This window comes from Streptomyces sp. NPDC014991 (genome assembly GCF_043080665.1).
In the GTDB taxonomy this organism is placed as follows: domain Bacteria; phylum Actinomycetota; class Actinomycetes; order Streptomycetales; family Streptomycetaceae; genus Streptomyces.
In genome coordinates, this window is record NZ_JBIBVY010000001.1 from 833,500 (window position 1) to 855,407 (window position 21,908).

General features: G+C 74.7%; 15 protein-coding genes. 10 read left to right on the top strand and 5 right to left on the bottom strand.

Annotated elements, in window-relative coordinates; translation table 11 throughout:
* The first annotated feature begins 46 nt into the window (after positions 1-46).
* The 8 genes from ACF1BE_RS03765 to ACF1BE_RS03800 all read left to right on the top strand — a co-directional run bounded on the left by ACF1BE_RS03765 (position 47) and on the right by ACF1BE_RS03800 (position 9,956).
* Entirely contained in the window at positions 47-1,249 is a 1,203-nt protein-coding gene (locus ACF1BE_RS03765; RefSeq protein WP_392197333.1) for a glycosyltransferase, read from the top strand.
* Positions 1,246-2,667 (top strand): exopolysaccharide biosynthesis polyprenyl glycosylphosphotransferase, encoded by a 1,422-nt coding sequence (locus tag ACF1BE_RS03770; protein ID WP_392197334.1) that lies wholly within the window; start codon positions 1,246-1,248, stop codon positions 2,665-2,667. Before ACF1BE_RS03765 ends, ACF1BE_RS03770 begins: the two co-directional genes overlap by 4 nt.
* 3 nt (positions 2,668-2,670) lie before the next feature.
* On the top strand, positions 2,671-4,032 hold the full coding sequence (locus tag ACF1BE_RS03775; protein ID WP_392197335.1) for an O-antigen ligase family protein: 1,362 nt from the start codon (positions 2,671-2,673) through the stop codon (positions 4,030-4,032).
* Between the two features lie 556 nt (positions 4,033-4,588).
* On the top strand, positions 4,589-6,274 hold the full coding sequence (gene murJ / locus ACF1BE_RS03780) for a murein biosynthesis integral membrane protein MurJ (protein WP_392197414.1): 1,686 nt from the start codon (positions 4,589-4,591) through the stop codon (positions 6,272-6,274).
* Positions 6,258-7,025, top strand: coding sequence for a polysaccharide deacetylase family protein (locus ACF1BE_RS03785; RefSeq protein WP_392197336.1), 768 nt, complete (start codon positions 6,258-6,260; stop codon positions 7,023-7,025). Before murJ ends, ACF1BE_RS03785 begins: the two co-directional genes overlap by 17 nt.
* Entirely contained in the window at positions 7,022-8,179 is a 1,158-nt protein-coding gene (locus ACF1BE_RS03790; RefSeq protein ID WP_392197337.1) for a glycosyltransferase, read from the top strand. Before ACF1BE_RS03785 ends, ACF1BE_RS03790 begins: the two co-directional genes overlap by 4 nt.
* Positions 8,176-8,832, top strand: coding sequence for a lipopolysaccharide biosynthesis protein (locus tag ACF1BE_RS03795; protein WP_392197338.1), 657 nt, complete (start codon positions 8,176-8,178; stop codon positions 8,830-8,832). The genes ACF1BE_RS03790 and ACF1BE_RS03795 overlap by 4 nt, the downstream gene beginning before the upstream one ends.
* The gene (locus ACF1BE_RS03800) at positions 8,829-9,956 is read left to right on the top strand and encodes a GNAT family N-acetyltransferase (RefSeq protein ID WP_392197339.1); all 1,128 of its coding nucleotides are present in this window, start codon (positions 8,829-8,831) and stop codon (positions 9,954-9,956) included. The genes ACF1BE_RS03795 and ACF1BE_RS03800 overlap by 4 nt, the downstream gene beginning before the upstream one ends.
* A gap of 77 nt (positions 9,957-10,033) precedes the next feature.
* Here the strand turns inward: ACF1BE_RS03800 and ACF1BE_RS03805 are convergent, their stop codons facing one another.
* Positions 10,034-11,374: a glycoside hydrolase family 26 protein gene (locus ACF1BE_RS03805; RefSeq protein WP_392197340.1), complete on the bottom strand. Its 1,341-nt coding sequence runs from the start codon at positions 11,372-11,374 to the stop codon at positions 10,034-10,036.
* A gap of 152 nt (positions 11,375-11,526) precedes the next feature.
* Here ACF1BE_RS03805 and ACF1BE_RS03810 point away from each other — a divergent pair, with 152 nt between their 5' ends.
* Both ACF1BE_RS03810 and ACF1BE_RS03815 read left to right on the top strand, forming a co-directional pair.
* Positions 11,527-12,813 (top strand): ATP-grasp domain-containing protein, encoded by a 1,287-nt coding sequence (locus ACF1BE_RS03810; RefSeq protein WP_392197341.1) that lies wholly within the window; start codon positions 11,527-11,529, stop codon positions 12,811-12,813.
* Entirely contained in the window at positions 12,813-14,069 is a 1,257-nt protein-coding gene (locus ACF1BE_RS03815) for an NAD(P)-binding domain-containing protein (RefSeq protein ID WP_392197342.1), read from the top strand. The genes ACF1BE_RS03810 and ACF1BE_RS03815 overlap by 1 nt, the downstream gene beginning before the upstream one ends.
* A 680-nt stretch (positions 14,070-14,749) precedes the next feature.
* On the opposite strand, the gene ACF1BE_RS03820 is transcribed toward ACF1BE_RS03815, so the two are convergent.
* The 4 genes from ACF1BE_RS03820 to mmsA all read right to left on the bottom strand — a co-directional run bounded on the left by ACF1BE_RS03820 (position 14,750) and on the right by mmsA (position 21,906).
* Positions 14,750-15,604 carry an ABC transporter permease gene (locus ACF1BE_RS03820; RefSeq protein ID WP_392197343.1) on the bottom strand — a complete coding sequence of 285 codons (855 nt, stop codon included), beginning with the start codon at positions 15,602-15,604 and terminating at the stop codon, positions 14,750-14,752.
* Positions 15,601-18,252 (bottom strand): CocE/NonD family hydrolase, encoded by a 2,652-nt coding sequence (locus ACF1BE_RS03825; RefSeq protein WP_392197344.1) that lies wholly within the window; start codon positions 18,250-18,252, stop codon positions 15,601-15,603. Before ACF1BE_RS03825 ends, ACF1BE_RS03820 begins: the two co-directional genes overlap by 4 nt.
* 156 nt (positions 18,253-18,408) lie before the next feature.
* The gene (locus ACF1BE_RS03830) at positions 18,409-19,890 is read right to left on the bottom strand and encodes an APC family permease (RefSeq protein WP_392197345.1); all 1,482 of its coding nucleotides are present in this window, start codon (positions 19,888-19,890) and stop codon (positions 18,409-18,411) included.
* A 513-nt stretch (positions 19,891-20,403) separates the two neighbouring features.
* Positions 20,404-21,906: a CoA-acylating methylmalonate-semialdehyde dehydrogenase gene (gene mmsA / locus ACF1BE_RS03835; protein ID WP_392197346.1), complete on the bottom strand. Its 1,503-nt coding sequence runs from the start codon at positions 21,904-21,906 to the stop codon at positions 20,404-20,406.
* Positions 21,907-21,908: the final 2 nt, after the last annotated feature.

Consider the following 21,908-nt stretch of genomic DNA (forward strand, 5'->3'; position numbering starts at 1 on the left):
CACGACCGCAGTTCCGAGCGCCCCCCATGAGCGAGGTATCCCGCTAATGCACCAGCCAGCACCCGACCCACGGCCCCGGGTCCTGCACCTCGCGCAACCCGTCGACGGCGGTGTCGCCCGGGTCGTGCTCGACCTGACGCGGGCCCAGCTCTCGGCGGGTCTGCGGGTGACGGTGGCCTGCCCCGGCGGAGAACTGGCCGCGGGCCTGCGGGATCTGGGCGCCGACGTACGGGACTGGCGGGCGGGCCGGGCCCCGGGCCCCGGTCTGCCGGGCGAGGTACGGCGGCTCGTACGCCTGATCGACGACGTGCGGCCCGCACTGGTGCACGCCCACAGCGCCAAGGCCGGGCTCGCCGCGCGGCTCGCCGTCCGCGGGCGCACGCCCACCGTGTTCCAGCCGCACGCCTGGTCGTTCACGGCGGTCGGCGGACTCACCGCGGCGCTCGCCCTGCGCTGGGAGCGGTGGGGGGCGCGCTGGGCCGACCGCGTGGTGTGCGTGAGCGAGGCGGAGCGTACGACCGGCGTACGCGCCGGGGTGCATGCGGCGTACACGGTCATCCCGAACGGCATCGACACCACCAGCTTCTCACCGGCTCCCGCCGTCGGCACGCCGGCCCCCTGGCACCCTCCGCAGACCCCCGACGGCACCGAGGCGGCACCCCTCGTCGTCTGCGTGGGACGCCTCTGCCGCCAGAAGGGCCAGGACGTGCTGCTGCGTGCGTGGGAGGACGTCCTGCACGCGCTGCCGCGGGCCCGGCTGGTACTGGTCGGCGACGGCCCGGACCGCGAGGCCCTGCGGCGGCAGGCGCACCCCGGCGTGCACTTCGCCGGCGCCGTCACCGACGTCGTGCCCTGGTACCGGGCCGCGGACCTCGTGGTGCTGCCCTCCCGCTGGGAGGGCATGGCGCTCGCCCCGCTGGAGGCGCTGGGCTGTGGCCGGCCCGTCGTACTCACCGACGTCGACGGCGCCCGCGAGAGCCTGCCGCCCGCCCTCGCCGCGCGCTGCCTGGTGCCGCCGGAGGATCCCGTGGCGCTGGCCGGCGCGGTCACCGGGCTGCTCTCCGATCCGCCGCTGCGCGCGGCGCTCGGCGCCCAGGGGCGCCGGCATGTCCTGTCCACGCACGACGTGCGGCACACCGCCGGACGGGTCGCGGCCCTCTACCGCGAACTCCTCGTCCCCGCCCCGGCGGCGGACAGCGGAACAGCCCAACCCGTGCCCCCCGAGTACAGGGAGCCCATTCACTCGTGACTGCGGAAAGTACCGTCCCCTCCCCCGGCGCGCAGCCACGGGACCACGGGTTCTCGCCCGTCTCGGTCCTCCCGGCCCGTGCCGCCGTCAGCTTCCGGTTCCCGCTGCGGCGCCCGCCCGCGCCGTCCCTCTCACCGCTGCCACTGCTCACCGCCGACCTGTTCGCCGCGCTGGCGGGCGCGGGCGCGCTGGACGAGGCCGTCCGCCGGCCGGTGCTCGTCGGTGTCCTGGTGGCCGGCGCGCTGCTGCTGCGCCCGCACTGCGCCCGGCCGGTCCCCGGCATCCTCGACGAACTGCCCGCGGTGTGCGGACGGATCGCGGTGGTCTGGCTGGCCCTCGCCACCGTGCTCGCCTCCCATGACCCGGAGCACGCCCTCGCCGTCCCCACCCTGCTGCTGGGCTGGGCGGTGCACGCGGTGGCGGCCTGTGCGGGCCGGGGCGCCGTGCACTGGTGGCGCCGGGCCGCGCTGCTGCGCCGGCCGGACAGCGCCCTGGTGATCGGGCCGGCCATGACCGCGCAGCGGGTGGCCGCCGCGCTGCTCAGGCACCCGCGCTGCGGGGTGCGGCCGGTGGGCGTGGTCGCGGACCACCCGGACGGCGCCGGCGGCCTGCCGGTGCTCACCACCGCCGACGAGGTGGAGCGGGCCCTGGTCCAGAACGGGGTGCGGGCCGTCCTCAGCGTCGACCCGGCCGTGCGCACCGGACAGGTGTCACTGCTGCGGGCGCTCGCCGAGTCGGGCTGCACGGTCTGGGAGGTGGACGCGGACTGCCCGGCGTACGAGGCGCGCGACCAGTTGGCCGGGTTCGCCGTGCGCCGCCTTGACCTCGGCGCGCGGCGGCGGACGAGCGCCGGGAAGCGGCTGCTGGACGTGCTGGTGTCCGGGACGCTGCTGGCGCTCGTCAGCCCCCTGCTGCTGGTGTGCGCGGTGGTGCTGCGGATCACCGACGGACCCGGGGTGGTCTTCCGGCAGGAGCGCATCGGCAAGGACGGACGCCCCTTCACGTTGCTGAAGTTCCGCACCCACCGCCCGGTCGACGAGCACGAGGCGGCCACCCGGTGGAGCGTGGCCGGCGAACGGAGGATGAGCCCCTTCTGCCGGTTCCTGCGGCAGACCTCGCTGGACGAGCTGCTCCAGCTGTGGAACGTCTTCTGGGGTGACATGAGCCTGGTCGGCCCGCGCCCCGAACGTCCCTACTTCGTCTCGCAGTTCAGCCAGACCTACCCGGGTTACGCGGCCCGGCACCGCATGCCGACCGGCGTCACCGGGCTCGCCCAGATCAACGGGCTGCGCGGCGACACCTCCATCGAGGACCGGGCCCGCTTCGACAACGCCTACATCGACAACTGGTCGCTGTGGCAGGACGTCTGCATCCTGCTGCGCACCGCCGCCGCGCTCGTGCGTTCCACGGGGAGCTGACCGATGGTCCTCGTCCTGCCGCTCCACCGCCCCGCGCGGCTCTCCCCGGTGCTGCCGGTGGTGGCCGTGGTGGCGCTGCTCGCGCTGCCGGTCACGCCCGGCGGCGACGGCGGAGCCGGACCCGCCGACGTGCTGTCCGCGCTGGTCGTCGTGGTCTGCGCGGTCCGTCTGCTGCGGGCGCGCCGCCGCCCGCTCACCCGGACCGCCGCGGTGGTCCTCGGCCTCCCGGTGGCCGGCGTCGCGCTCGCCGCGCTGCACGCGGTCTCACCGGGCGCCGGGATCACCGGCCTGGGCCGCTACCTCCAGGTCTTCGTGCTGGTCCCCGCCGCCGTCGTGCTGCTCGTCCGCCACCGTTCCGACTTCCGGCTGCTGGCCTGGTCGTTCGTGGCCCTCGCGGGATGGCAGGGGGCGGTGGGCGTGCACCAGTACCTCACCGGCACCGGGGCCTCCTACCAGGGCGAGGACGTCCGGGCGGTCGGCACCTTCGGGGTGACGGACGTGATGGGTATGGCGACGGTGGTGGCCTTCGGGCTGGTGTGCGCGGCGGGCCTGGCGCTCGGCCGGAGTGCGGCGCACGAGCGCGCGGTCGCCGTCTGCTGCGCGCTCGCCCTGACCGTGCCTCTCGCCCTGTCCTTCAGCCGGGGCGCCTGGATCGCCACCGTGGTCACGCTCACCGTCCAGCTGGTGCTGTCCGGGCTGCGCCGGGCGCTGCGGGTGGGGGCGGCCGTGGTGGCCGTGGGTGTGGTGCTGGTGGGCGGGTTCGGGACGGGTACGGCCTTGCTCCAGGAGCGGATCGACAGCATCGGCCAGGTCACCGACGCGCCCGACCAGTCGGTCACCGACCGGTACACGATGTGGGCGGCGGCCGGCGAGATGTGGCGCGAGCGCCCGCTGACCGGCGTCGGGCTGAAGGGGTTCCCCGAGTACCGCGACGGGTTCGCCTCGGTCGGGCTGTCCTCGGGCAGCGACACCGAGGGCGCGGGCGCCGCCTTCCGCCGGCAGCCGCTGCTGTCCCCGCACAACATGTACCTGCTGGTCCTCGGCGAGCAGGGCCTGATCGGGCTGCTCTGCCTGGTGGGCGGCTGGTCGGCCCTGCTGGTGTGCTCCCTGCGCGGCCTGTGGCGGGCCCGGGCGGCCGGCGGCCGGGGCCTGGACTGCGCGCTGGTCGCCTGCGGGCTGCTGGTGTGGCAGCTCGTGGACTTCGCGTACGCCGACATCGGCGGCCCGTCGACCGTGCTGACGGCGGTGTGCTTCGGACTGGTCGCCTGGTGGGCGCTGGCCGGCGCCGACCGGGTCGCCTGCGACGAGCGCACCGCCGTGCCGGCCGGACGGGGAACGGTGACGGGTGAGGCGGCCCTGCGATGACGACGACACCGCCCCGCCCGCGCCGCTCTCCGGCGGAGTGCCGGAGGGCGACACGATGACGACTCCCACAACCGGCGGGCCCCCGGACCCGGAGACGGCCACCGCGGAACAGCCGACGACGCGTGCGGGCCGGGGTCCGGGCCCGGGCTCCGACCCGGGGACCGGCGTGGCACCGGGGCCGGTGGTGAGTCCGGGGCCGGGCGCGAAGGCCGGTGCGGCTCCCACCCCGACGGTCGGTCCGTTCTCCGGGCCGCAGGCCGGTTCGGCACCGACGTCGGCACCCACATCGACAGTGAGCGCAAGACCGGGTGCGGAGGCCGGGGCGACGCCGACAGGGCGTACCAGGGCCGGGGCGTGGCCGAGAGCCGGTACGGCGCAGAGGCCCACGGTGGCTCCCGGCGCGGGGACCGGCTCCGAGGCCGGTGGCGTGTCCAGGCCCGCGGTCGTGTCGGAGGCCGGTGGTGGCAGGGCCGCCCTGCCGACGGCGCGGTCGGCCGTGCCCCATCCGGCGAATCGCGCCACGGCAGCGGGCCATGCCACCGTCCCGGCGGACCCGGTGCCGACCCCACCGGCCCCACCGGCCCCACCGGCCCCGACGGCCCCGACGGCAGTACCACCCCCGCCGTCGCCGCCCGCCGGGCCGACGCCCGCGCCCGCGCCCGCGCCGCCCGACCTCCCTCACCCCACCCGCAGGTTCCTCGCCAGAGCGACGCTCGTCACCGTGTCGCTGTCCATCGCGGCGGCGTTGCTCGGGCTGATGCGGGACCAGTCGTTGGCTCGGTTGTTCGGGGCCGGGCGGGACACGGACGCCTTTCTGGTGGCATGGACCGTGCCGGAGTTCGCGGCCACGCTGCTCATCGAGGACGGGCTGGCGTTCGCGCTGATCCCGGCGTTCAGCCGGGCCCTGGCCCGCCGCGCCCAGGGCGCCCCGGGGGATCCGGTGCGGTCGCTGGTCGCCGGCACCCTGCCCCGGCTCGCGCTGGCGTTCACCGCGGTCGGGGCACTGCTCGCGCTCGCGGCGCCGCAGTTCGTCGCGGTGCTCGCGCCGGGCCTGCCCGATCCGGGGCTCGCCGTGGACTGCACCCGGCTCACCGCGACCTGTGTGCTCAGCTTCGGCCTCGCCGGATACTCCAGCGCGGCGCTCCGGGCGCACCGCCGTTTCCTGGCGCCGGCCGCGATCTACATCGCGTACAACGTCGGCATCGTCACGGCGATGTACGCGCTCGGCACCCGCTGGGGCGTGCGTTCGGCCGCGTTCGGGGTGGCGGCGGGCGGCTGCCTGATGGTGCTGGTGCAACTTCCGTCGCTGGTGAGGGAGTTGCGCAGCCGTCCGGGGAGGGCGGACGTCGGGGCCGTGGCCACCGCACAGCCGATGGACGTGCGGCTGCTGGCCACGGTGCTGCTGTTCGCGCTGTGCCGGCAGTCGCAGGTGCTGATCGAGCGGTTCCTCGCCTCGGGCCTGCCCGCCGGGGCCATCAGCCACCTGAACTACGCGCAGAAGGTCGCGCAGATTCCGATGACCCTGTCGATGATGCTGTGCACGGTCACGTTCCCGGTGGTGGCGCGGGCACTGGCCGACGGGGACACCGAGCGGGCCCGGGTCCGGGTGGAGCGGGACCTGGCGCTGGCCGCCCGCCTGGTGCTGCTCGGCACCGCGGCGGTCGTGGCCTGCGCGCCGCAGCTGATCGGGCTGCTGTTCCAGCGGGGCGCCTTCACGGCCCAGGACACCGCGGCGACCGCCGGGGTGATGCGGGTCTACGCGCTCGGGCTGCTCGGCCAGACCCTGACCGGTGTCCTGGTCCGCTCGTACTTCTCGGCGGGCCGCGTCACCTGGTACCCGCTGGCCTCGATGACCGCCGGGATCGTCGCGACGTCCTGTGCCGGCGCCTTGACGATCGACTCTTGGGGAGTCACCGGGATCGCCGCCGCCAACGCCACCGGGATCACTCTCACCGCCGGCCTGCTGCTCGCCGGGATGCGCCGCCGGAGCGTGCCCATCCGCACCGGGGCCGTGCTGCGCGGGCTGGGCCGGCCGCTGTCGGCGGCGGGGGCCGCCGCCGTGGCCGGTGCCTTCGCGGCGGGCCTGTCCCCGGCCCCGCTCGCCGGGCTCGCCGCCGGCGGCAGCACGGTGATCGTCGTGTTCGTCCTGCTCGGGCTGGGTCTGGACGCCCGGGGTCTCGCATCCGCTGTCCGTTCCGTACGCACCCATACCCGAAGGGTCGCCCATGCCGTCTTCCGTTGAGTTCGCCCGCGCGGCGGCCCCGGCCATCGCAGGCACCGGCCCGGTCCCGTGGATCGCCATGTACCACTCGGTCGGTGACTGTTCCGACGACCCGTACCGCATCACGGTCACCCCCGACCGGCTGGACCGGCAGCTGTGCTGGCTGCGCGGGCAGGGGCTGCGCGGGGTGTCCGTGGGTGAGCTGCTCGCCGCCCGGGCCGGGGGCGGGGGGCGGGACCTGGTGGGTCTCACCTTCGACGACGGGTACGCCGACTTCGTCGCCCACGCCCTGCCCGTACTGGCGCGCCGGGAGTGCACGGCCACCCTGTTCGTGCTGCCCGGCCGGCTCGGTGGCGACAACTCCTGGGACCCACTGGGCCCGCGCAAGCCGCTGCTGACCGCCGACGGCATCCGGCGGGCCGCCGCGGCGGGCATCGAGATCGGCTCGCACGGCCTCAGCCACGTCGATCTGACCCGGGCCGACGACGCGCTGCTGGCGGCCGAGACCGCCGGCAGCCGGGCCGCGCTGGAGGAGCTGACCGGCGCCCCGGTGCGCGGCTTCTGCTACCCGTACGGAACGGTCGACCGGCGCGCCGTGGACGCCGTACGGCAGGCCGGCTACGGCTACGCCTGCGCCATCGACCCCGGTGAGCTGAACGGCCCGCACGTCCTGCCGCGCGTACACGTCGGGCAGAACGACACCGGCGTACGCCTGTTCCTGAAGTACCGGCTGCACCGGTTGCGCCGGCGGCCGGTCGAGGGGCTGCGGTGAGGGCGCTGCACGTCATCACCGGGCTCGGGGTGGGCGGCGCCGAGCAGCAGCTGCGGCTGCTGCTGCGCCATCTGCCCGTCGAGTGCGACGTGGTGACGCTGACCGAACCCGGGGCGGTGGCCGACGGGCTGGCGGCCGACGGGGTCCGGGTGGTGCACCTGGGCATGGCCGGCAACCGCGACCTGGGCGCGCTGCCCCGGCTGGCCCGGATCGTCCGGCGGGGCCGGTACGACCTCGTGCACACCCACCTCTACCGGGCCTGCCTGTACGGGCGGATCGCCGCCCGGCTGGCCGGGGTGCGGGCGGTCGTCGCCACCGAACACTCCCTCGGCGACTCGCAGATGGAGGGCCGGCCGCTCACCGCGGGCGTGCGCTCGCTGTATCTGCTGGGCGAGCGGCTGGGCCGGTCGACCGTCGCCGTCTCGCCCACGGTCGCCGCCCGGCTGACCCGCTGGGGCGTGCCCGCGCCGCGCATCGCGGTCGTGCCCAACGGCATCGACCTGGCGCGGTTCGCCTTCGATCCGGTGGCCCGCCGGCACACCCGGGAGCGACTCGGCCTCCCCGGGGACGCGTTCGTCGTCGGTTGCGTCGGACGGCTCGTCGCCGGCAAACGCTTCGACGTCGTCATCCGGGCCCTGGCCGCGCTGCCGGACGACTGCCGGCTGCTGCTGGTCGGCGGCGGACCCGAGGAACGCGCGCTGCGGGAGACCGCGCGAAAGGCGGGGGTCGCCGGCCGGGTGCTGTTCGCCGGCGAGCGGCCGTACCTGCCCGACGGCTCGTCCGGGCCCGGTCTGCCCGCGCTGGCCTCGGCGATGGACGTGCTCGCCGCCCCCTCCCCCGAGGAGGCGTTCGGACTCGCGGTCGTGGAGGCGCTCGCGGCCGGGCTGCCCGTGCGCTACACCTCCTGCCCGGCCCTGGAGGACCTGCCGCCCGGCGCCGCCCCGGACGCGCTGCGCGTCCCCTGCGACGCCGGCGCCTACGCCCGTGCGCTCACCGGGGTCCGTGCCGCCGGGCCCGGTCCGCGCACCGCCCCGGAGGCGGCCCGCCACTACTGCATCACCCGCAGCGCCGCCCGGCTCATGGACGTCTACACGACGGCGCTCGCCCGCACGGTCCCGAAGTCCCGCTCCCCTCAGGAGGTCAGACCCTCATGACCGACAACCACACCCGGCAGCACCGCACCTCCCGGCTGTCCCGCGCCCGCGCGCTGCCGTCCTGGTCGCTGGTGGCCGCCGGTGTCGTCGCGGGCGGACTGCTGGGCGGCGGGTACGGCGTGCTGAAGACCCCGGAGTACACGGCGACCAGCTATGTCATCGCCGTTCCCACGGAGCGGTCCGACACCGCCACCGCACTCGGTTTCGCCCAGGCCTACGGCCGGGTCGCCACCCAGCTCGCGGTTCTCGGTGACGCGCAGGTGGAAGCGGGGGTGCCGACGCGGACCCTGCGCGACAGCGTGCGCACCGCGACGTCGCCGGACGCCCCCATGGTGGCCGTCTCCGCCAGCTCCGCCCGCCCGTCCGAGGCCACCGACATGGCCAACGCGGTCGCCCACGCCCTCATCCGGCACGCCGACGCGGCCAAGGCCGGCACGCACGTCGGACTCCTCCAGTTCTCCCGCGCGGTGCGGCCGGGCGCGCCGGGCTCGGCCTCCGCCGAGGTGACCGGGCTGGTCGGGGCGAGCGCGGGCGGGCTGCTCGGCGCACTGGCGCTGCTGGTCCGGCCGAGGCGCCGGCCGGAGGACGAGACGGTGCGCCCGGCCTCGGTGCCCGGCCCGGCCGTCGCCGCCGACGCGCACGGCCAGCTGTGACCGCGACGTACACGGCGCGCACCGCACCGGCCGTCCTCACCACGGAGGTCGTCACCGACGAGGCCGCCTTCGCGGCCCTGACCCCGGACTGGGGGCGGCTGTACGAGCGGTGCGCCGCCGCGACCCCGTTCCAGACCCACGCCTGGCTGCACTCGTGGTGGCTGTCGTACGGCCGGCCCGGCCGGCTCCGGCTGCTGGTGGTGCGGGCCGGCCGAGACCTGGTGGCCGCCGCGCCGCTGATGCTGGTCAGCCGGCCGCTGCCCGCGCTGGTGCCGCTCGGCGGGGCGATCTCCGACTACGCGGACGTCCTGCTGGACGACACCGACGACGGTCGGGCCGTCGGCGCGCTCACCGAGGCGCTCGCGGACGCGGCCCGCACGGCGCTGGTCGACTTCCGCGAGGTGCGCCCGGGCGGCGCCGTCGAGCGGGTGTACGACCGCTGGAGCGGGCCGCGCCGCGCGGTCCGCGACTCACTGTGCCTGGAGCTGCCCGCCGTGCCCATGGGCGAGCTGATCGCCCGGCTGCCGTCGGGCAAGTCCGGCCAGCGGGCGCGGGCCCAGCTGCGCAAGCTGGCCGCGCTCGGGGTGCGGCGGCGGGCCGTGGGCCCGGAGGAGGTGGAGGCGACGCTCGGCGTCCTGCTGGAGCTGCACCGGCTCCAGTGGCAGGGGCGGAAGGTGACCGACGAGCATCTGCGGCCCCGGTTCCGGGAGCATCTGGTGCGCGCGGTGGGTCCGATGGTGCGCTCGGGCAGCGCGGTGGTCACGGAGTTCCGGATCGGTGACGAGGTGGTGGCCGTCGACCTGACCCTGCTCTCGCCCGGGCTGGTCGGCTGCTACCTCTACGGCGCCCATCCGAGCCTCCGGCAGCGGAAGGCGGACGTGGCGGTGATGCTGCTGGACGCGTCCGCCGAGCACTGCGGCAGCGGCCCGCCCGGCACGCTGAGCCTGATGCGCGGCGCCGAGCCGTACAAGCAGCACTGGCGGCCCGAACGGGTCGTCAACCAGCGGTTCCTCATGGCCCGGCGGCGCACCGCCCCGCTGCTGACGGCCGCGCTGTGCGAAGCGACCACCCGGCAGCGGGGCAGGGAGGTGCTGCACCGGTGGCGGGAACGCGGACAGGGCTAGAGCCTTTCTTTCGGATCAGGCCGGCCGGGATCGCGGGCGCCGCATGGCCGACCCCGGCAAGATCCGAAAGAGAGGCCCTAGCGGCTCCTCGACCACCAGTCGAGGCGGATGCACAGCTTTCCGCCGAGCCAGTACTCGACCCAGTCGCCGAGTTCCAGCGGCGAGCAGTCGGCCTGGGGCTTCGTGGTGGGCGTGGGTCCGGGGACCGGGGACGGGGACGGGGTCGGCGTCGGTGTGGGCGCCGGGGCCGGCTGGTCGGTGCGGCCGTACAGGGCGGTCCGGTAGACCCGCGATGCGCGGGGGTTGTCCGCGCACTGCCACACACCGTGCGGGCAGTAGTCGGTCAGCGTGTTGTACAGCGGCCGGTGTTCGTCGATCCAGGCGAGCATGCGCCGCATGTACTCGGCGTTGTCACCGTTGCGGAACAGGCCCCATTCCGGATAGGAGACGGGCTTGCCGTGGGCTTTCGCGAATTCCACGTGCTGCCGGAGGCCGAAGGGCTCCTCGACCTGTTCGTCGAACGACATTCCGCTCGGCTGGTCGTAGGAATCCATGCCGATGATGTCGACCGTGTCGTCCCCCGGGTAGCACTCGGTCCAGGGCACGGCGTCCCGGCCGCGGCTCGGCGTGAAGTCGAACCGGAACCTCTGGCCCGGCACCGAGCGCATGGTGGTGACGATCCTCTTCCAGTACGTCTTCCAGGCCTCGGGGTCCGGTCCGCAGCGATGGGTGTAGGTGGTGCCGTTCATCTCCCAGCCGAGCACGATGACCGTGTCCGGCACCTTCAGCCGCACCAGCCGTTCGGCCAGCGCCCTGAAGTGACGGTCGAACTTGCCGGCCGTGGCCTGCCCCAGCAGCCGCCGCACCTGGGAGTCGGAGACGTTCTCCTCGTTGCGCTCCTGCATCGGCACGTTGAGGACGAGGGTGCGGTCGGCCTTCTCGCGCCGCCAGTGCGCCCAGACGTCCAGGAAGCCGGGCGGGCCCTCGATGTCCTGCCAGCGGCCGCCGGGCAGATAGGTGTGGGCGACCTTCAGCTCGGTCCCGCCGAGCCAGTGGCTCAGCTCGCCCAGCCGGCCGACCCCGCGGGCCCCGGAGTCCAGGAAGGCCCCGAACGGCGGGACCGTCCGCGTCGGTACCGACGTGGACGGGGCGGCCGGCGGGACGGCCGGCCCGGCCGGGGTGACCTGCGGGGTGGTCTGCGGGGCCGCCGGTGCGAGCGGGATGACCGACGGGGTCGCCGGTGCGGGTGCCGTCGGTGTGGTGGGGCCCGGGCTCGTCGGGACGGGCGCGGGAGGGGCGGCGGCCCACGCCGCCCCCGCCGCTAGCCCGGGTCCGGTCGCCAGGACGACCGACGCGGCGACCGCCGCCGCGACCACGGTCAGCCGCCGGGAGCGGTCCCGTCGCTGCTGTGGAGCCATGCCTGCCCCTCTCTCCGCTCGACCGCGTCTCCGCCGTCCGTTTCCTCTTATTGACACACAGTCATATCCATATGAATTTCGCCAGTGCGGTTACGGCTTTCAGGTGGCCCGAACCCCCGCACGGGCGAACGGACCAGAGAAAGGAATCGCCCGTGTCGCTACTGGACAACCGGGTCCCCGCGGTGCTGCTGCGGATCGACCGGAATCCCTTCCACCACGGCACCCTGGGGGCCGTGCGCTCACTCGGCAGGGCCGGGGTGGAGGTGCACGTCGTCGCCGACTCCACGGCAAGTCCGGTACACGCGTCCCGTTTCGTACGGCAGCTGCATCCGCCGCCGGCGCCCGGCGCGTCCACCCGTGAGATCGCCGCCGCGCTCCACCGGGTCGCGGCCCGGGTCGCCCGCCCGGCCGTGCTGATCCCGATGGACGACGCCGGCGCCATCGCGGCCGGCCTGCTGCGGGAGGAACTGGCGCCCGCCTACCTGCTGCCGCGGCAGCCCGGCACGCTGCCCGAGCGCGTGGCCGACAAGGCGCAACTGGCCGGCATGTGCGCCGCCACCGATGTCCCGCACCCGGTGACCCTGATCCCGGACAGCGCCGAGGACGCGGCGGCGGCCACCTGGCGGCTGGGCCTGCCGGTGGTGGCCAAGTGGAGCCGGCCCTGGCTGGTGCCCACCGGCAGCGGGCTCCGCTCGACCGTGCTGCTGCACTCGGCACGGGAGGCGCGGGAGCTGTACCTGCGCACCGGGGAGGCGGGCAGCCCGCTGCTGCTGCAGGCCTTCCTGCCGCCCGGCCCGGGCCGCGACTGGTTCTTCCACGGGTACGCCGACCGCGCCGGCGTCCTGCGCGCCGGCGGATCCGGCCGCAAACAGCTGGCGTGGCCGCGCGGCGCGGGTCTGACGGCGGCCGGCCGGTGGACGCCGGACCCCGAGGTGCGCGCGCTGGCCGAACGCCTCACCGGCGAGCTGGGCTACCGGGGCATCTTCGACCTGGACTTCCGCCGCTGCGGCCGTACCGGCCGCTACCACCTGCTGGACTTCAACCCACGCCCCGGCGCCCAGTTCCGGCTGTTCACCGACAGCGCCGGCCTGGACGTCGTACGCGCCCTGCACCTGGACCTGACACACCGTCCACTGCCGGCCGGGGTGCCGCTGCCCGGCCGGGAGTTCGTCGTGGAGAACTACGCGCCGCTGACCGCGCTGCGCCCCGCACCCCGGGGCCGCGAGCTGGCCTGGTACGCGCCGGACGACCGGGCGCCGGGCCGGGTGATGTGGGCGCTGTGGTCCCGGCATGTGGCGGGCCGGCTCGCCGGACGCCTGCCCCTTCGCGCGAGACCGGCGGCACCGCCGGCGCCGCGGCCCCGGCCCGGCACGGTCCTGCCGGTGAGCGTCCCGGACCTCCCCCATGCCCTGACCGACGACGAGAAAGCGAGTTGTTGATGTACGACCTGTTGGTGGTGGGCGCCGGCCCGTACGGCCTGTCCATCGCGTCGCACGCCGCGGCGGCCGGCCTGGACGTCCGCGTCCTCGGACGGCCCATGGCGTCCTGGCGTGACCACATGCCCCGCGGCATGTTCCTGAAGTCGGAGCCGTGGGCTTCCAACCTGTCCGACCCGGCAGGCCGTTGGCGGCTCGACGTGTTCTGCGCCTTCCGCGGCATCACGGCCCGGCACGCCGAGCCGATCCCGCTGGAGGTGTTCAGCGAGTACGGCGTGTGGTTCGCCCGCAACGCCGTCCCCCAGGTCGACGAACGCATCGTGACCCGGGTGGCGCCCCGCGCCGGCGGCTTCGAGGCCGTCACCGAGGACGGGGAGACGCTCGCCGCGCGGACCGTCGTCGTGGCCGTGGGCGTGCTGCCGTTCACCGAGATCCCGGCCGCCCTGCGCGGCCTGCCGCCGGCCCTGGTCTCGCACAGCAGCCACCACGCCTCGCTCGACCGTTTCCGCGGCCAGGACGTCACCGTGGTCGGCGGTGGCCAGGCGGCCCTGGAGACGGCCGCGCTCCTCGCCGAGCAGGGCACCCGGGTCCGGGTGCTGGCCCGCGCGGACCGGCTGAGCTGGAACGAGGTGCCGCCGCCCTGGGAACGCCCCTGGTGGCGTTCGGCCCGCTCCCCGCACAGCGGACTCGGCCCCGGCTGGCGGAACTGGTTCTACGCCGAGCGGCCCGGCCTGTACCGGCGGCTGCCGGAGCGCACCCGGACCCGGATCGCGGCCGACGCGCTCGGCCCGGCCGGTGCCTGGTGGGTGCGCGAGCGGGTGGAACGGCAGGTGGAGGTGGTAGCGGGCCGGGAGGTGGTGCGCGCCCATGAGGTGCCGGGCGGGCTGCGTCTGGAGACCGCGGCCCGGCGGGGCGGTCCGGCCGTGCTGGAGACGGAGCACGTGATCGCCGCGACCGGGTTCCGGGCCGGCCTCGACCGGCTGCGGCTGCTCTCCCCCGACCTGCGCGCGCTGCTGGTGACGGGCGCCGACGGGGCGCCGGAGGTGGGCTTGGAGTTCGAGTCGTCGTACCCCGGTCTCTTCCTGGCCGGTCTGGTCACGGCCGCGGGCTTCGGCCCGGCGATGCGGTTCGTGCACGGCGCGACGTTCACTGCGGGCACGCTGGTGCGCGGGGTACGGCGGCGGCTGCGCACGGGGCCGGCCGGCTGGGACGTCCGGGCCGCGCGGCGTCACACGGTGCCGGAGCCGGTGGGGCGCTGACCGCTGCGGCGCGGCGGGGTGCCGGGCCCGGGCCCGGCACCCGGCGCGCTACCGGCGGGAGGCGGCCCCTGCCTCGCCGGTGCAGGAACGTCCGGCCCGCGATCGGCGCGGCGCCGGCGGCCGAGACCGCGATCACGGTCCGGGCGTCACCACCGGTGTGCGGCTGCCCAGGATGATCCTCGCCCCCACCGCCGCTCGGGGGCGTCGGGGGCCCGCCGCTGGGCGGTGTGCTGTGGCCGCCACCGGGCGGAGTGGCCTCGCCCGGGTTCACCGAAACCTGGACGTCGTTCCCGGCCGGCGCCCCGGCGGAACCCTGCGTGTGGGAGTCGGCGAGCCGGGCGCCGCCGTACTGGAACGGGATGCCGGTCGCGGTGGCGGCCACGACCATGCCCTTGCTGGAAGCCTGTCGGAGAAGCGGGAAAGCCGGCCCCGGGAGGAAGCGTCGACGGATCGACGGTCCGGGGCCGGCCGGCAGCCGGCGGGCTGGTGGTCCGCGCGAACGGACGTCAGTGGTACGTCGCCGGACTGGTGCCGCACGGCCCCTTCCCTCGCCTGCACCGGGCTTCACCCGGACGGTCCAACGAAGCGCCCGAGAGGCAGGAAACGGGTCATCTGACCATCCAGAAGCTACCCGCCGGTTACTTTGCCCCTGGGGGCAGAGCTGGGAGTTCAGGGCCTGCCTAGGAGACGACGTCCTTGCGGGCGAAACCGCGGAAGGCCAGGGCGAACAGCACCAGCGCGTACGTCAGGGAGAGCGCGGTGCCCTGGATCATGCCGGACCACTCGGGGTGGGGCTGGACGGCGTCGGCCCAGGCGAACTGCCAGTGCGCGGGCAGGAAGTCACGCCAGTGGCCGAGGGCGGTGACGGCGTCCAGGACATTGCCGACGATGGTCAGGCCGACCGCGCCGCCGACCGCGCCGAGCGGGGCGTCCGTCCTGGTCGACAGCCAGAACGCCAGGGCGGCGGTGACCAGCTGGGACACGAAGATGTACGCCACCGCCACCAGCAGCCGCTGTGCCGCCGTACCGGTGTCCAGGGCGCCGCCGGTCGGTATCTCCAGCGGGCCCCAGCCGTAGGCCGCCGTGCCGGCGGCGAGCGCCACCAGCGGCAGCAGCACCATCGCGGCGAGACTCATGCCGAGCGCCACGACGAGCTTGGACCACAGCAGCCGGGCCCGGGGCACGGGCGCGGCGAGCAGATAGCGCAGCGAGGACCAGCCGGCCTCCGAGGCGACGGTGTCCCCGCAGAACAGGGCGACCGGGATCACCAGCAGGAAACCCGCCGAGACGAACAGGTTCACGGCGGCGAAGTTGGCGCCGGACGCGGTGGCCGTGTCCATCAGCGTGACCTGGTTGTTCCGGCCGCCCGGCTCGCCGCCGACCGCGAAGGCGATCAGCAGCACGAACGGCAGCACGGCCAGGACGGCGCCCATGACCAGCGTGCGGCGCCGCTTGAGCTGGCGCACCAGCTCCACCCGCGGCGGCAGGGTGCGCCCCGCCCGGTAGCCGGGGGCGACCTCGGTCAGCGTGCTCATGCGGCACCTCCTATCAAGGTGAGGAAGGCGTCTTCCAGGCGGCGGTGCGGGCCGACCGAGACGACCGGCACCTCCAGCCGGACCAGCTCCACGACCAGCCGCTCGGCCGTGCCGTCCGGTCCGAGGCGGACCAGCAGCCCGTCGTCGGCGCGGACGGCGGAGGCGACGCCGGGCAGCGCGGCCACCTTCTCCACCACCGGCTCCTCCACGGGCGTGGCGGTGCCGACCAGCAGTGTGTCGCCGGAGCCGGTGATCTCGTGGACGGGGCCGGTCTGCACGAGCCGCCCGTGGTCCATGACCACCAGATGGGTGCAGGACTGTTCGACCTCGGCGAGGAGATGACTGGAGACGATCACCGTGCGGCCTGCGGCCGCGTAGCGGATCATCACCTCGCGCATCTCGCGTATCTGGGGCGGGTCGAGGCCGTTGGTGGGCTCGTCCAGGATGAGCAGGTCGGGCAGGCCGAGCATGGCCTGGGCGATGGCCAGCCGCTGGCGCATGCCCTGGGAGTAGGTGCGCACCGCGCAGGCGAGCGCGTCGCCGAGGCCGGCGATCTCCAGGGCCTCGTCCAGGTGGGCGTCCTCGGGCGGGCGGCCGGTGGCCCGCCAGTACAGCTCCAGGTTCTCCCGGCCGGACAGGTGCGGCAGGAATCCGGCGCCCTCCACGAACGCGCCGACCCGGGAGAGCACCGTGGCGCCGGGCCGCACGGCGTGACCGAACACCCGGATCTCGCCGTCGTCCGGCACGATCAGTCCCATCAGCATCCGCAGGGTGGTGGTCTTGCCGGCGCCGTTGGGGCCGAGCAGGCCGAGCACCTGACCGCGTTCGACGCGGAAGGACAGTTCGCGGACCGCGTACCGGTCGGTGGAGCCGGCGTACCGCTTGTGCAGGTTGCTGATCACGAGCGGGACGTCGGCCAGCTCGGGGTCGGGTAGGGGGGCCGCCGTGCGGCGGCGGGCGGTGAGCAGCAGGGCGAGCGCGGCGACGGCGCCGGCCGCGGGGAGCCACCACACCCAGGCGGGCAGGGGGGCCGCCGCGGTGGTGACGGCGGGGGCGGTCGGCACGCTCAGGCCGCCTTTCAGGGCGACGGTGTAGGTGGCCGGGGCGGTCGGTGAGGCGTAGCCGAGGTCGGTGGAGGCGAGGACCAGGCGGAGCCGGTGGCCCGCCCGTACCTCGTGGTCGATGGCGGGGAGGGTGACCGTGACGTCCTTGCCGGCCTTGGCGCCGGTCACCCGGAAGGGGGCGACGAGCTGGGCGGGCAGCACCTGCCCGGTGCCGTCGGCGGCGACGTCGTAGACCTTGCCGAACAGGACGGCGTCGTCGCGGGTGGAGGTGACGCGCACGGTGGCGGTCGGGGCGCCGGTGATCCGCAGGTCGCGGGGCAGTGGTGCCGAGTCGAAGCGCGCGTACTGGCCGGGGAAGTCCAGGGAGACGCCGACACCGAGCGCGGACAGCTGGGCGAGGCCGCCGGAGCCGCCGAGGCCGGGCAGGGCGGAGACGCCGGGCGGGCTGGCGCCGGCCGGGTTGGCGACGTGCTGGGTGCGGCCGGTGAGGGCGAGGGTGCGCCGGTGGTCGTGCAGGCCGGGGTAGGTGTCGGCGTCGGCGCCGCGCAGCTGGGCGGTGCCGTCGGTGGAGTCGACGCCGCCGGTACGGGTGATGCGGAAGGCCGGGCCCGTGTCGGCGGTCCTGTCGCCCTTCAGATACCGGTCGAACCACGCACGCACGCGTGCCTCGACGCGGCCCGTCTCCATGTCGCCGCCGTCGTGTCCGCCGGCGATCCAGTCGACGTCGACGGGTGCGCCGTTCGCCCGGATCGCCCGTGCGGCCGCGTCGGCCTGGTCGAGGGTGAACAGGGAGTCCGTCTGCCCCTGTACCAGCAGGGTGGGCACCTTGACGCGGGTGCCGACGGCGGACGGCGAGCGTGCCTCCAGCAGGGCGCGGGCGGCCGGGTCAGGGGTGCCGGACCCGGCGACCCGGTCGTACATCCGGCACAGCGCGGGCTCGAATCTCGCGCAGCCGCCGCCGGTGTTCATGAAGATGCCGGTCCACAGCTTCTTGAACACCCCGTTCGGGAACAGGGCGTCCGCGAGGTTCCAGTAGGTGATGGCCGGGGCGATGGCGTCCACCCGGCGGTCGTGCCCGGCGGCGAGCAGCGAGACCGCGCCGCCGTAGGAGCCGCCGGTGACGCCCACGCGTGGGTCGCCGGGCCCGTCGAGCCGGACCTGGGGCTGTCGGGCCAGCCAGTCGACGAGCCGGGAGACGTCGGCGACCTCGCCCTCGGGGTCGTTCAGCCCGATCTTCCCGGTGGACCGGCCGAAGCCGCGCGCGGACCAGGTGAGCACCGCGTACCCGTCGCGGGCGAGGTCCTCGGCCTGCCGGCGCATGTCGTTCTTGCTGCCGCCGAAGCCGTGCGCGAGCAGGACGGCGGGGTGCCGGCCGGTGGCGTCCGGGGTGAAGAACGAGGTGTCCAGGCGGACTCCGTCGACCGCCATGACGTGGTCGCTGCGCCGCACGGTCCGCGTGTCGTCGGAGGCGACGGCCGCCGTCCACGTCCCGGCACCGGTGAGCACCACGACGGCGGCCACGCCGGCGAGGAGCCGGCGTGGCCCGCGCAGCAGCGCACGCAGCCGGGGAGGTCGAAGATCCATGTACCAACGGTACGGGCCGCCACCGACAACCGCTGCTGCCGCCGGTCGTAGCCCTGTGCCCTCCCTGGGGCGTACGGGTCTGTTCCGGCGTACTTCAGCCGTGGTACGGAGCGGCCCGTGCGGACGTGCACCGTGGTGACGTGGGACTTGTGATGCCTAGGCCTGCGCCGCCCCGGGGACGGGCGTGCCCGCGGTGAGCGGTGTCCCCTCGGTGACCGGTGCGCCCTCGGTGACCGGCGCGTCCTCGGCCGTCCGGGCGTCCTGGGGGATGGACACCAGCCAGCGGGTCTCGCGGCGCGGGCGCAGGTAGAACGCCCAGTAGAGGGTGGCGACGGCGGTGATGCCGCCGGTCCACAGCAGGTAGGCCGCCTCCTGCTGGGTCAGGATGTAGGCGAGGACGGCGATCAGCAGGACCGGCACCGCGGGCCACAGCGGCATCCGCCAGGCGGTCGTGTGCTTGTGGGCGCCGCGGCGGCTGAGCAGGGCGGCGACCGCGACGAGCAGGTACATCCCGGTCACGGAGACGCCGGTGACGCCGTACAGGGTGTCGAGGTTGACGAAGCAGAGCAGCGCGCCGGGGACGCCGACCGCGAGCGTGGCGACCCACGGGGAGCCGAAGCGGCCGAGCTTGGCGAAGACGCTGTTGACGGGGCCGGGCCAGGCCTTGTCCCGGGCGGAGGCGAACAGCACGCGGGAGTTCTGGATGACCATGACGATGCCCGCGTTGATGATGGCGAGGGCCACGCAGAGGCTGACGAAGGTGCCGACCGCGGAGTTGGACCAGGCGGTGACCATGGCGCTGATGTCGCCGCCGGTCAGTTCCTCGAGGTCGCCGGCGCCCATGGTGATGGCGGCGACCGGCACCAGGATGACCACGGTGGAGATGGCGAGGGTGGCCATGACGGTCCGGGCGACGTTGCGGCGCGGGTTCTCCAGTTCCTCGGAGAGGTAGACGGCGGTCGAGAAGCCCTGCGTGACGAAGAGGGCGATGGCGAGCCCGGAGACGACCAGCATGGCGGTCACGGTGTCCGTGTGGCCGCCGGAGCCGGCGACCTGCATGGAGGTCAGGCTGCTCAGCCCGCGGTGGCTGTGCGAGAAGCCGAGCAGGGCGACGACTCCGGCGGCGATGACCTCCAGGACCAGGAAGATGCCGGTGATCCAGGCGTTGGCGCGCAGGTCGAGCAGGCCGGCGAGGGTGGCGAGCAGCATGACGCCGGCACCGGTCATCGCCGGGTCGAGGTGGACGAGCGGGGCGAGGTAGTCGGCGGTGCCCATCGCGATGACGGGCGGCACGATCATGACGACCAGGAGGGAGAGGACGAAGACGAGCCAGCCCGCGAGCCGTCCGGCCATCGTGGAGACCATGGCGTACTCGCCGCCCGCGCTGGGGATGAGGGTGCCCAGCTCCGAGTAGCAGAACGCGACGGCGATGCAGAGGAGGGAGCCGATGCCGATCGTGAGGGCGGTGGCGGTGCCGAGTGAGCCGAACAGGTCGGGGACGACGACGAAGAGCGTGGAGGCGGGCGTGACGCAGGACAGCGTCAGCAGTGTGCCGCCGACGACACCGATGGAGCGCTTCAGCTCGGGTGCGGGGGCTGTCGCGGTGTCGACCACGGACTTCTGGAGCGTGTCGGTCATGCGGCGGTTCCGATCGACGTGAGCGGCTGAGGGTGGGGTCGGGAGCGCTATCGCCTCCGGCGGATCGTCGTACGTTCGTTTCGTCCGCTCCCGGCGTTGCATAGAGAACCCCGACGAAAACCGTCACGTCAATGGCCGTTTACCTGCGGAATCCGCACCCGTGAAAGAACCGGCATCGCATCACTTTCCCAGGCTGTGACGCCCTACAGGTGTATCCATCAAGCTTCAACCAAGTCTGACCTTGCTTTCCAAGGTGATGACGACAGAACCCCTTCGTCATCCGTTTCGTCCAGCCAGAACGGGAACCGCAGCGGGTGTTTCAAAAAAATGTCAGCCGTCCGGTATCCGGACGGCTGATTCGGTCGCATTCCTGCCACTGCCGCGAGATCGGAGGCTCCGCCGTTTTCGGGGAGAACGGCTCGCGGAGGACTCGGGCGGGTCCGGGAAGACGGTGACGGCCGAGGCCCCGCCCCCTCCCGCACGGGGAGGAGACGGGGCGCCGTGCCGCCCGGGTCAGTGGTTGCGCGGGAAGCCCAGGTCCACGCCCGTCGGGGCGTCGGCCGGGTCGGGCCAGCGGGTGGTGACGACCTTGCCGCGGGTGTAGAAATGCGTGCCGTCGCTGCCGTAGATGTGGTGGTCGCCGAAGAGCGAGTCCTTCCAGCCGCCGAAGGAGTGGTAGCCGACGGGGACCGGGATCGGCACGTTCACCCCGACCATGCCGGCCTCGACCTCCAGCTGGAAGCGGCGGGCGGCGCCGCCGTCCCGGGTGAAGATCGCGGTGCCGTTGCCGAACGGCGAGGCGTTGATGAGCGCCAGGCCCTCCTCGTAGGTCTCGGCGCGCAGCACGCACAGCACCGGGCCGAAGATCTCGTCCTGGTACGCCTTCGCGCCGGTCGGCACCTTGTCGAGCAGCGAGATGCCGATCCAGTGGCCGTCCTCGTAGCCCTCGACGGTGTGACCGGTGCCGTCGAGCACGACCTCCGCGCCCTCGGCGGCGGCGCCGGAGACGTACGAGGCCACCTTGTCCCGGTGCGCCTTGGTGATCAGCGGGCCCATCTCGGACGCCGGGTCGTTGCCCGGACCGATCTTGATCTTCTCGGCGCGCTCGCGGATCTTCTCCACCAGCGTGTCGCCGATCGCGCCCACCGCCACGACGGCCGAGATGGCCATGCAGCGCTCGCCCGCCGAGCCGTAGGCCGCCGAGACCGCCGCGTCGGCCGCCGCGTCCAGGTCGGCGTCCGGCAGGACCAGCATGTGGTTCTTGGCGCCGCCGAGCGCCTGCACGCGCTTGCCGTGGGCGGAGGCGGTGGTGTGGATGTGGCGGGCGATCGGGGTGGAGCCGACGAAGGAGACGGCCTTGACGTCCGGGTGCTCCAGGAGCCGGTCGACGGCCACCCTGTCGCCGTGGACGACGTTGAACACACCGTCGGGCAGGCCCGCCTCGGCCAGCAGCTCGGCGAGCCGGACGGAGGCCGAGGGGTCCTTCTCGGACGGCTTCAGCACGAAGGTGTTGCCGGTCGCGATGGCGATCGGGAACATCCACATCGGGACCATCGCGGGGAAGTTGAACGGCGTGATGCCCGCGACGACACCGAGCGGCTGGCGGATCGAGGCCACGTCGACCCGGCTGGCGACCTGCGTGGACAGCTCGCCCTTCAGCTGGACGTTGATCCCGCAGGCGAGGTCGACGATCTCCAGGCCGCGCGCGACCTCGCCGAGCGCGTCGGAGTGCACCTTGCCGTGCTCGGCGGTGATCAGCTCGGCGATCTCGTCGCGGTGGGCGTCCAGCAGCGCGCGGAACCGGAAGAGGACGGTGGTCCGCTGGGCCAGCGAGGACTGGCCCCAGGTCACGAAGGCGTCCTTGGCCGCCGCGACCGCCGCGTCGACCTCCTCGGCCGAGGCGAAGGCGACCTTGGTGGTGACCGCGCCGGTCGCCGGGTCGGTGACCGGCCCGTACGTGCCCGACGCGCCTTCGACGGTCTTTCCGCCGATCCAGTGGTTGACGATCTTCGTCATGC

Coding starts and splice junctions, on each gene's coding strand:
- ACF1BE_RS03765 (WP_392197333.1), top strand. CDS start 47: ATGCACCAGCCAGCACCCGACCCACGGCCCCGGGTCCTGCACCTCGCG.
- ACF1BE_RS03775 (WP_392197335.1), top strand. CDS start 2,671: ATGGTCCTCGTCCTGCCGCTCCACCGCCCCGCGCGGCTCTCCCCGGTG.
- ACF1BE_RS03785 (WP_392197336.1), top strand. CDS start 6,258: ATGCCGTCTTCCGTTGAGTTCGCCCGCGCGGCGGCCCCGGCCATCGCA.
- ACF1BE_RS03795 (WP_392197338.1), top strand. CDS start 8,176: ATGACCGACAACCACACCCGGCAGCACCGCACCTCCCGGCTGTCCCGC.
- ACF1BE_RS03805 (WP_392197340.1), bottom strand. CDS start 11,374: ATGGCTCCACAGCAGCGACGGGACCGCTCCCGGCGGCTGACCGTGGTC.
- ACF1BE_RS03815 (WP_392197342.1), top strand. CDS start 12,813: ATGTACGACCTGTTGGTGGTGGGCGCCGGCCCGTACGGCCTGTCCATC.
- ACF1BE_RS03820 (WP_392197343.1), bottom strand. CDS start 15,604: ATGAGCACGCTGACCGAGGTCGCCCCCGGCTACCGGGCGGGGCGCACC.
- ACF1BE_RS03825 (WP_392197344.1), bottom strand. CDS start 18,252: ATGGATCTTCGACCTCCCCGGCTGCGTGCGCTGCTGCGCGGGCCACGC.
- ACF1BE_RS03830 (WP_392197345.1), bottom strand. CDS start 19,890: ATGACCGACACGCTCCAGAAGTCCGTGGTCGACACCGCGACAGCCCCC.
- mmsA (WP_392197346.1), bottom strand. CDS start 21,906: ATGACGAAGATCGTCAACCACTGGATCGGCGGAAAGACCGTCGAAGGC.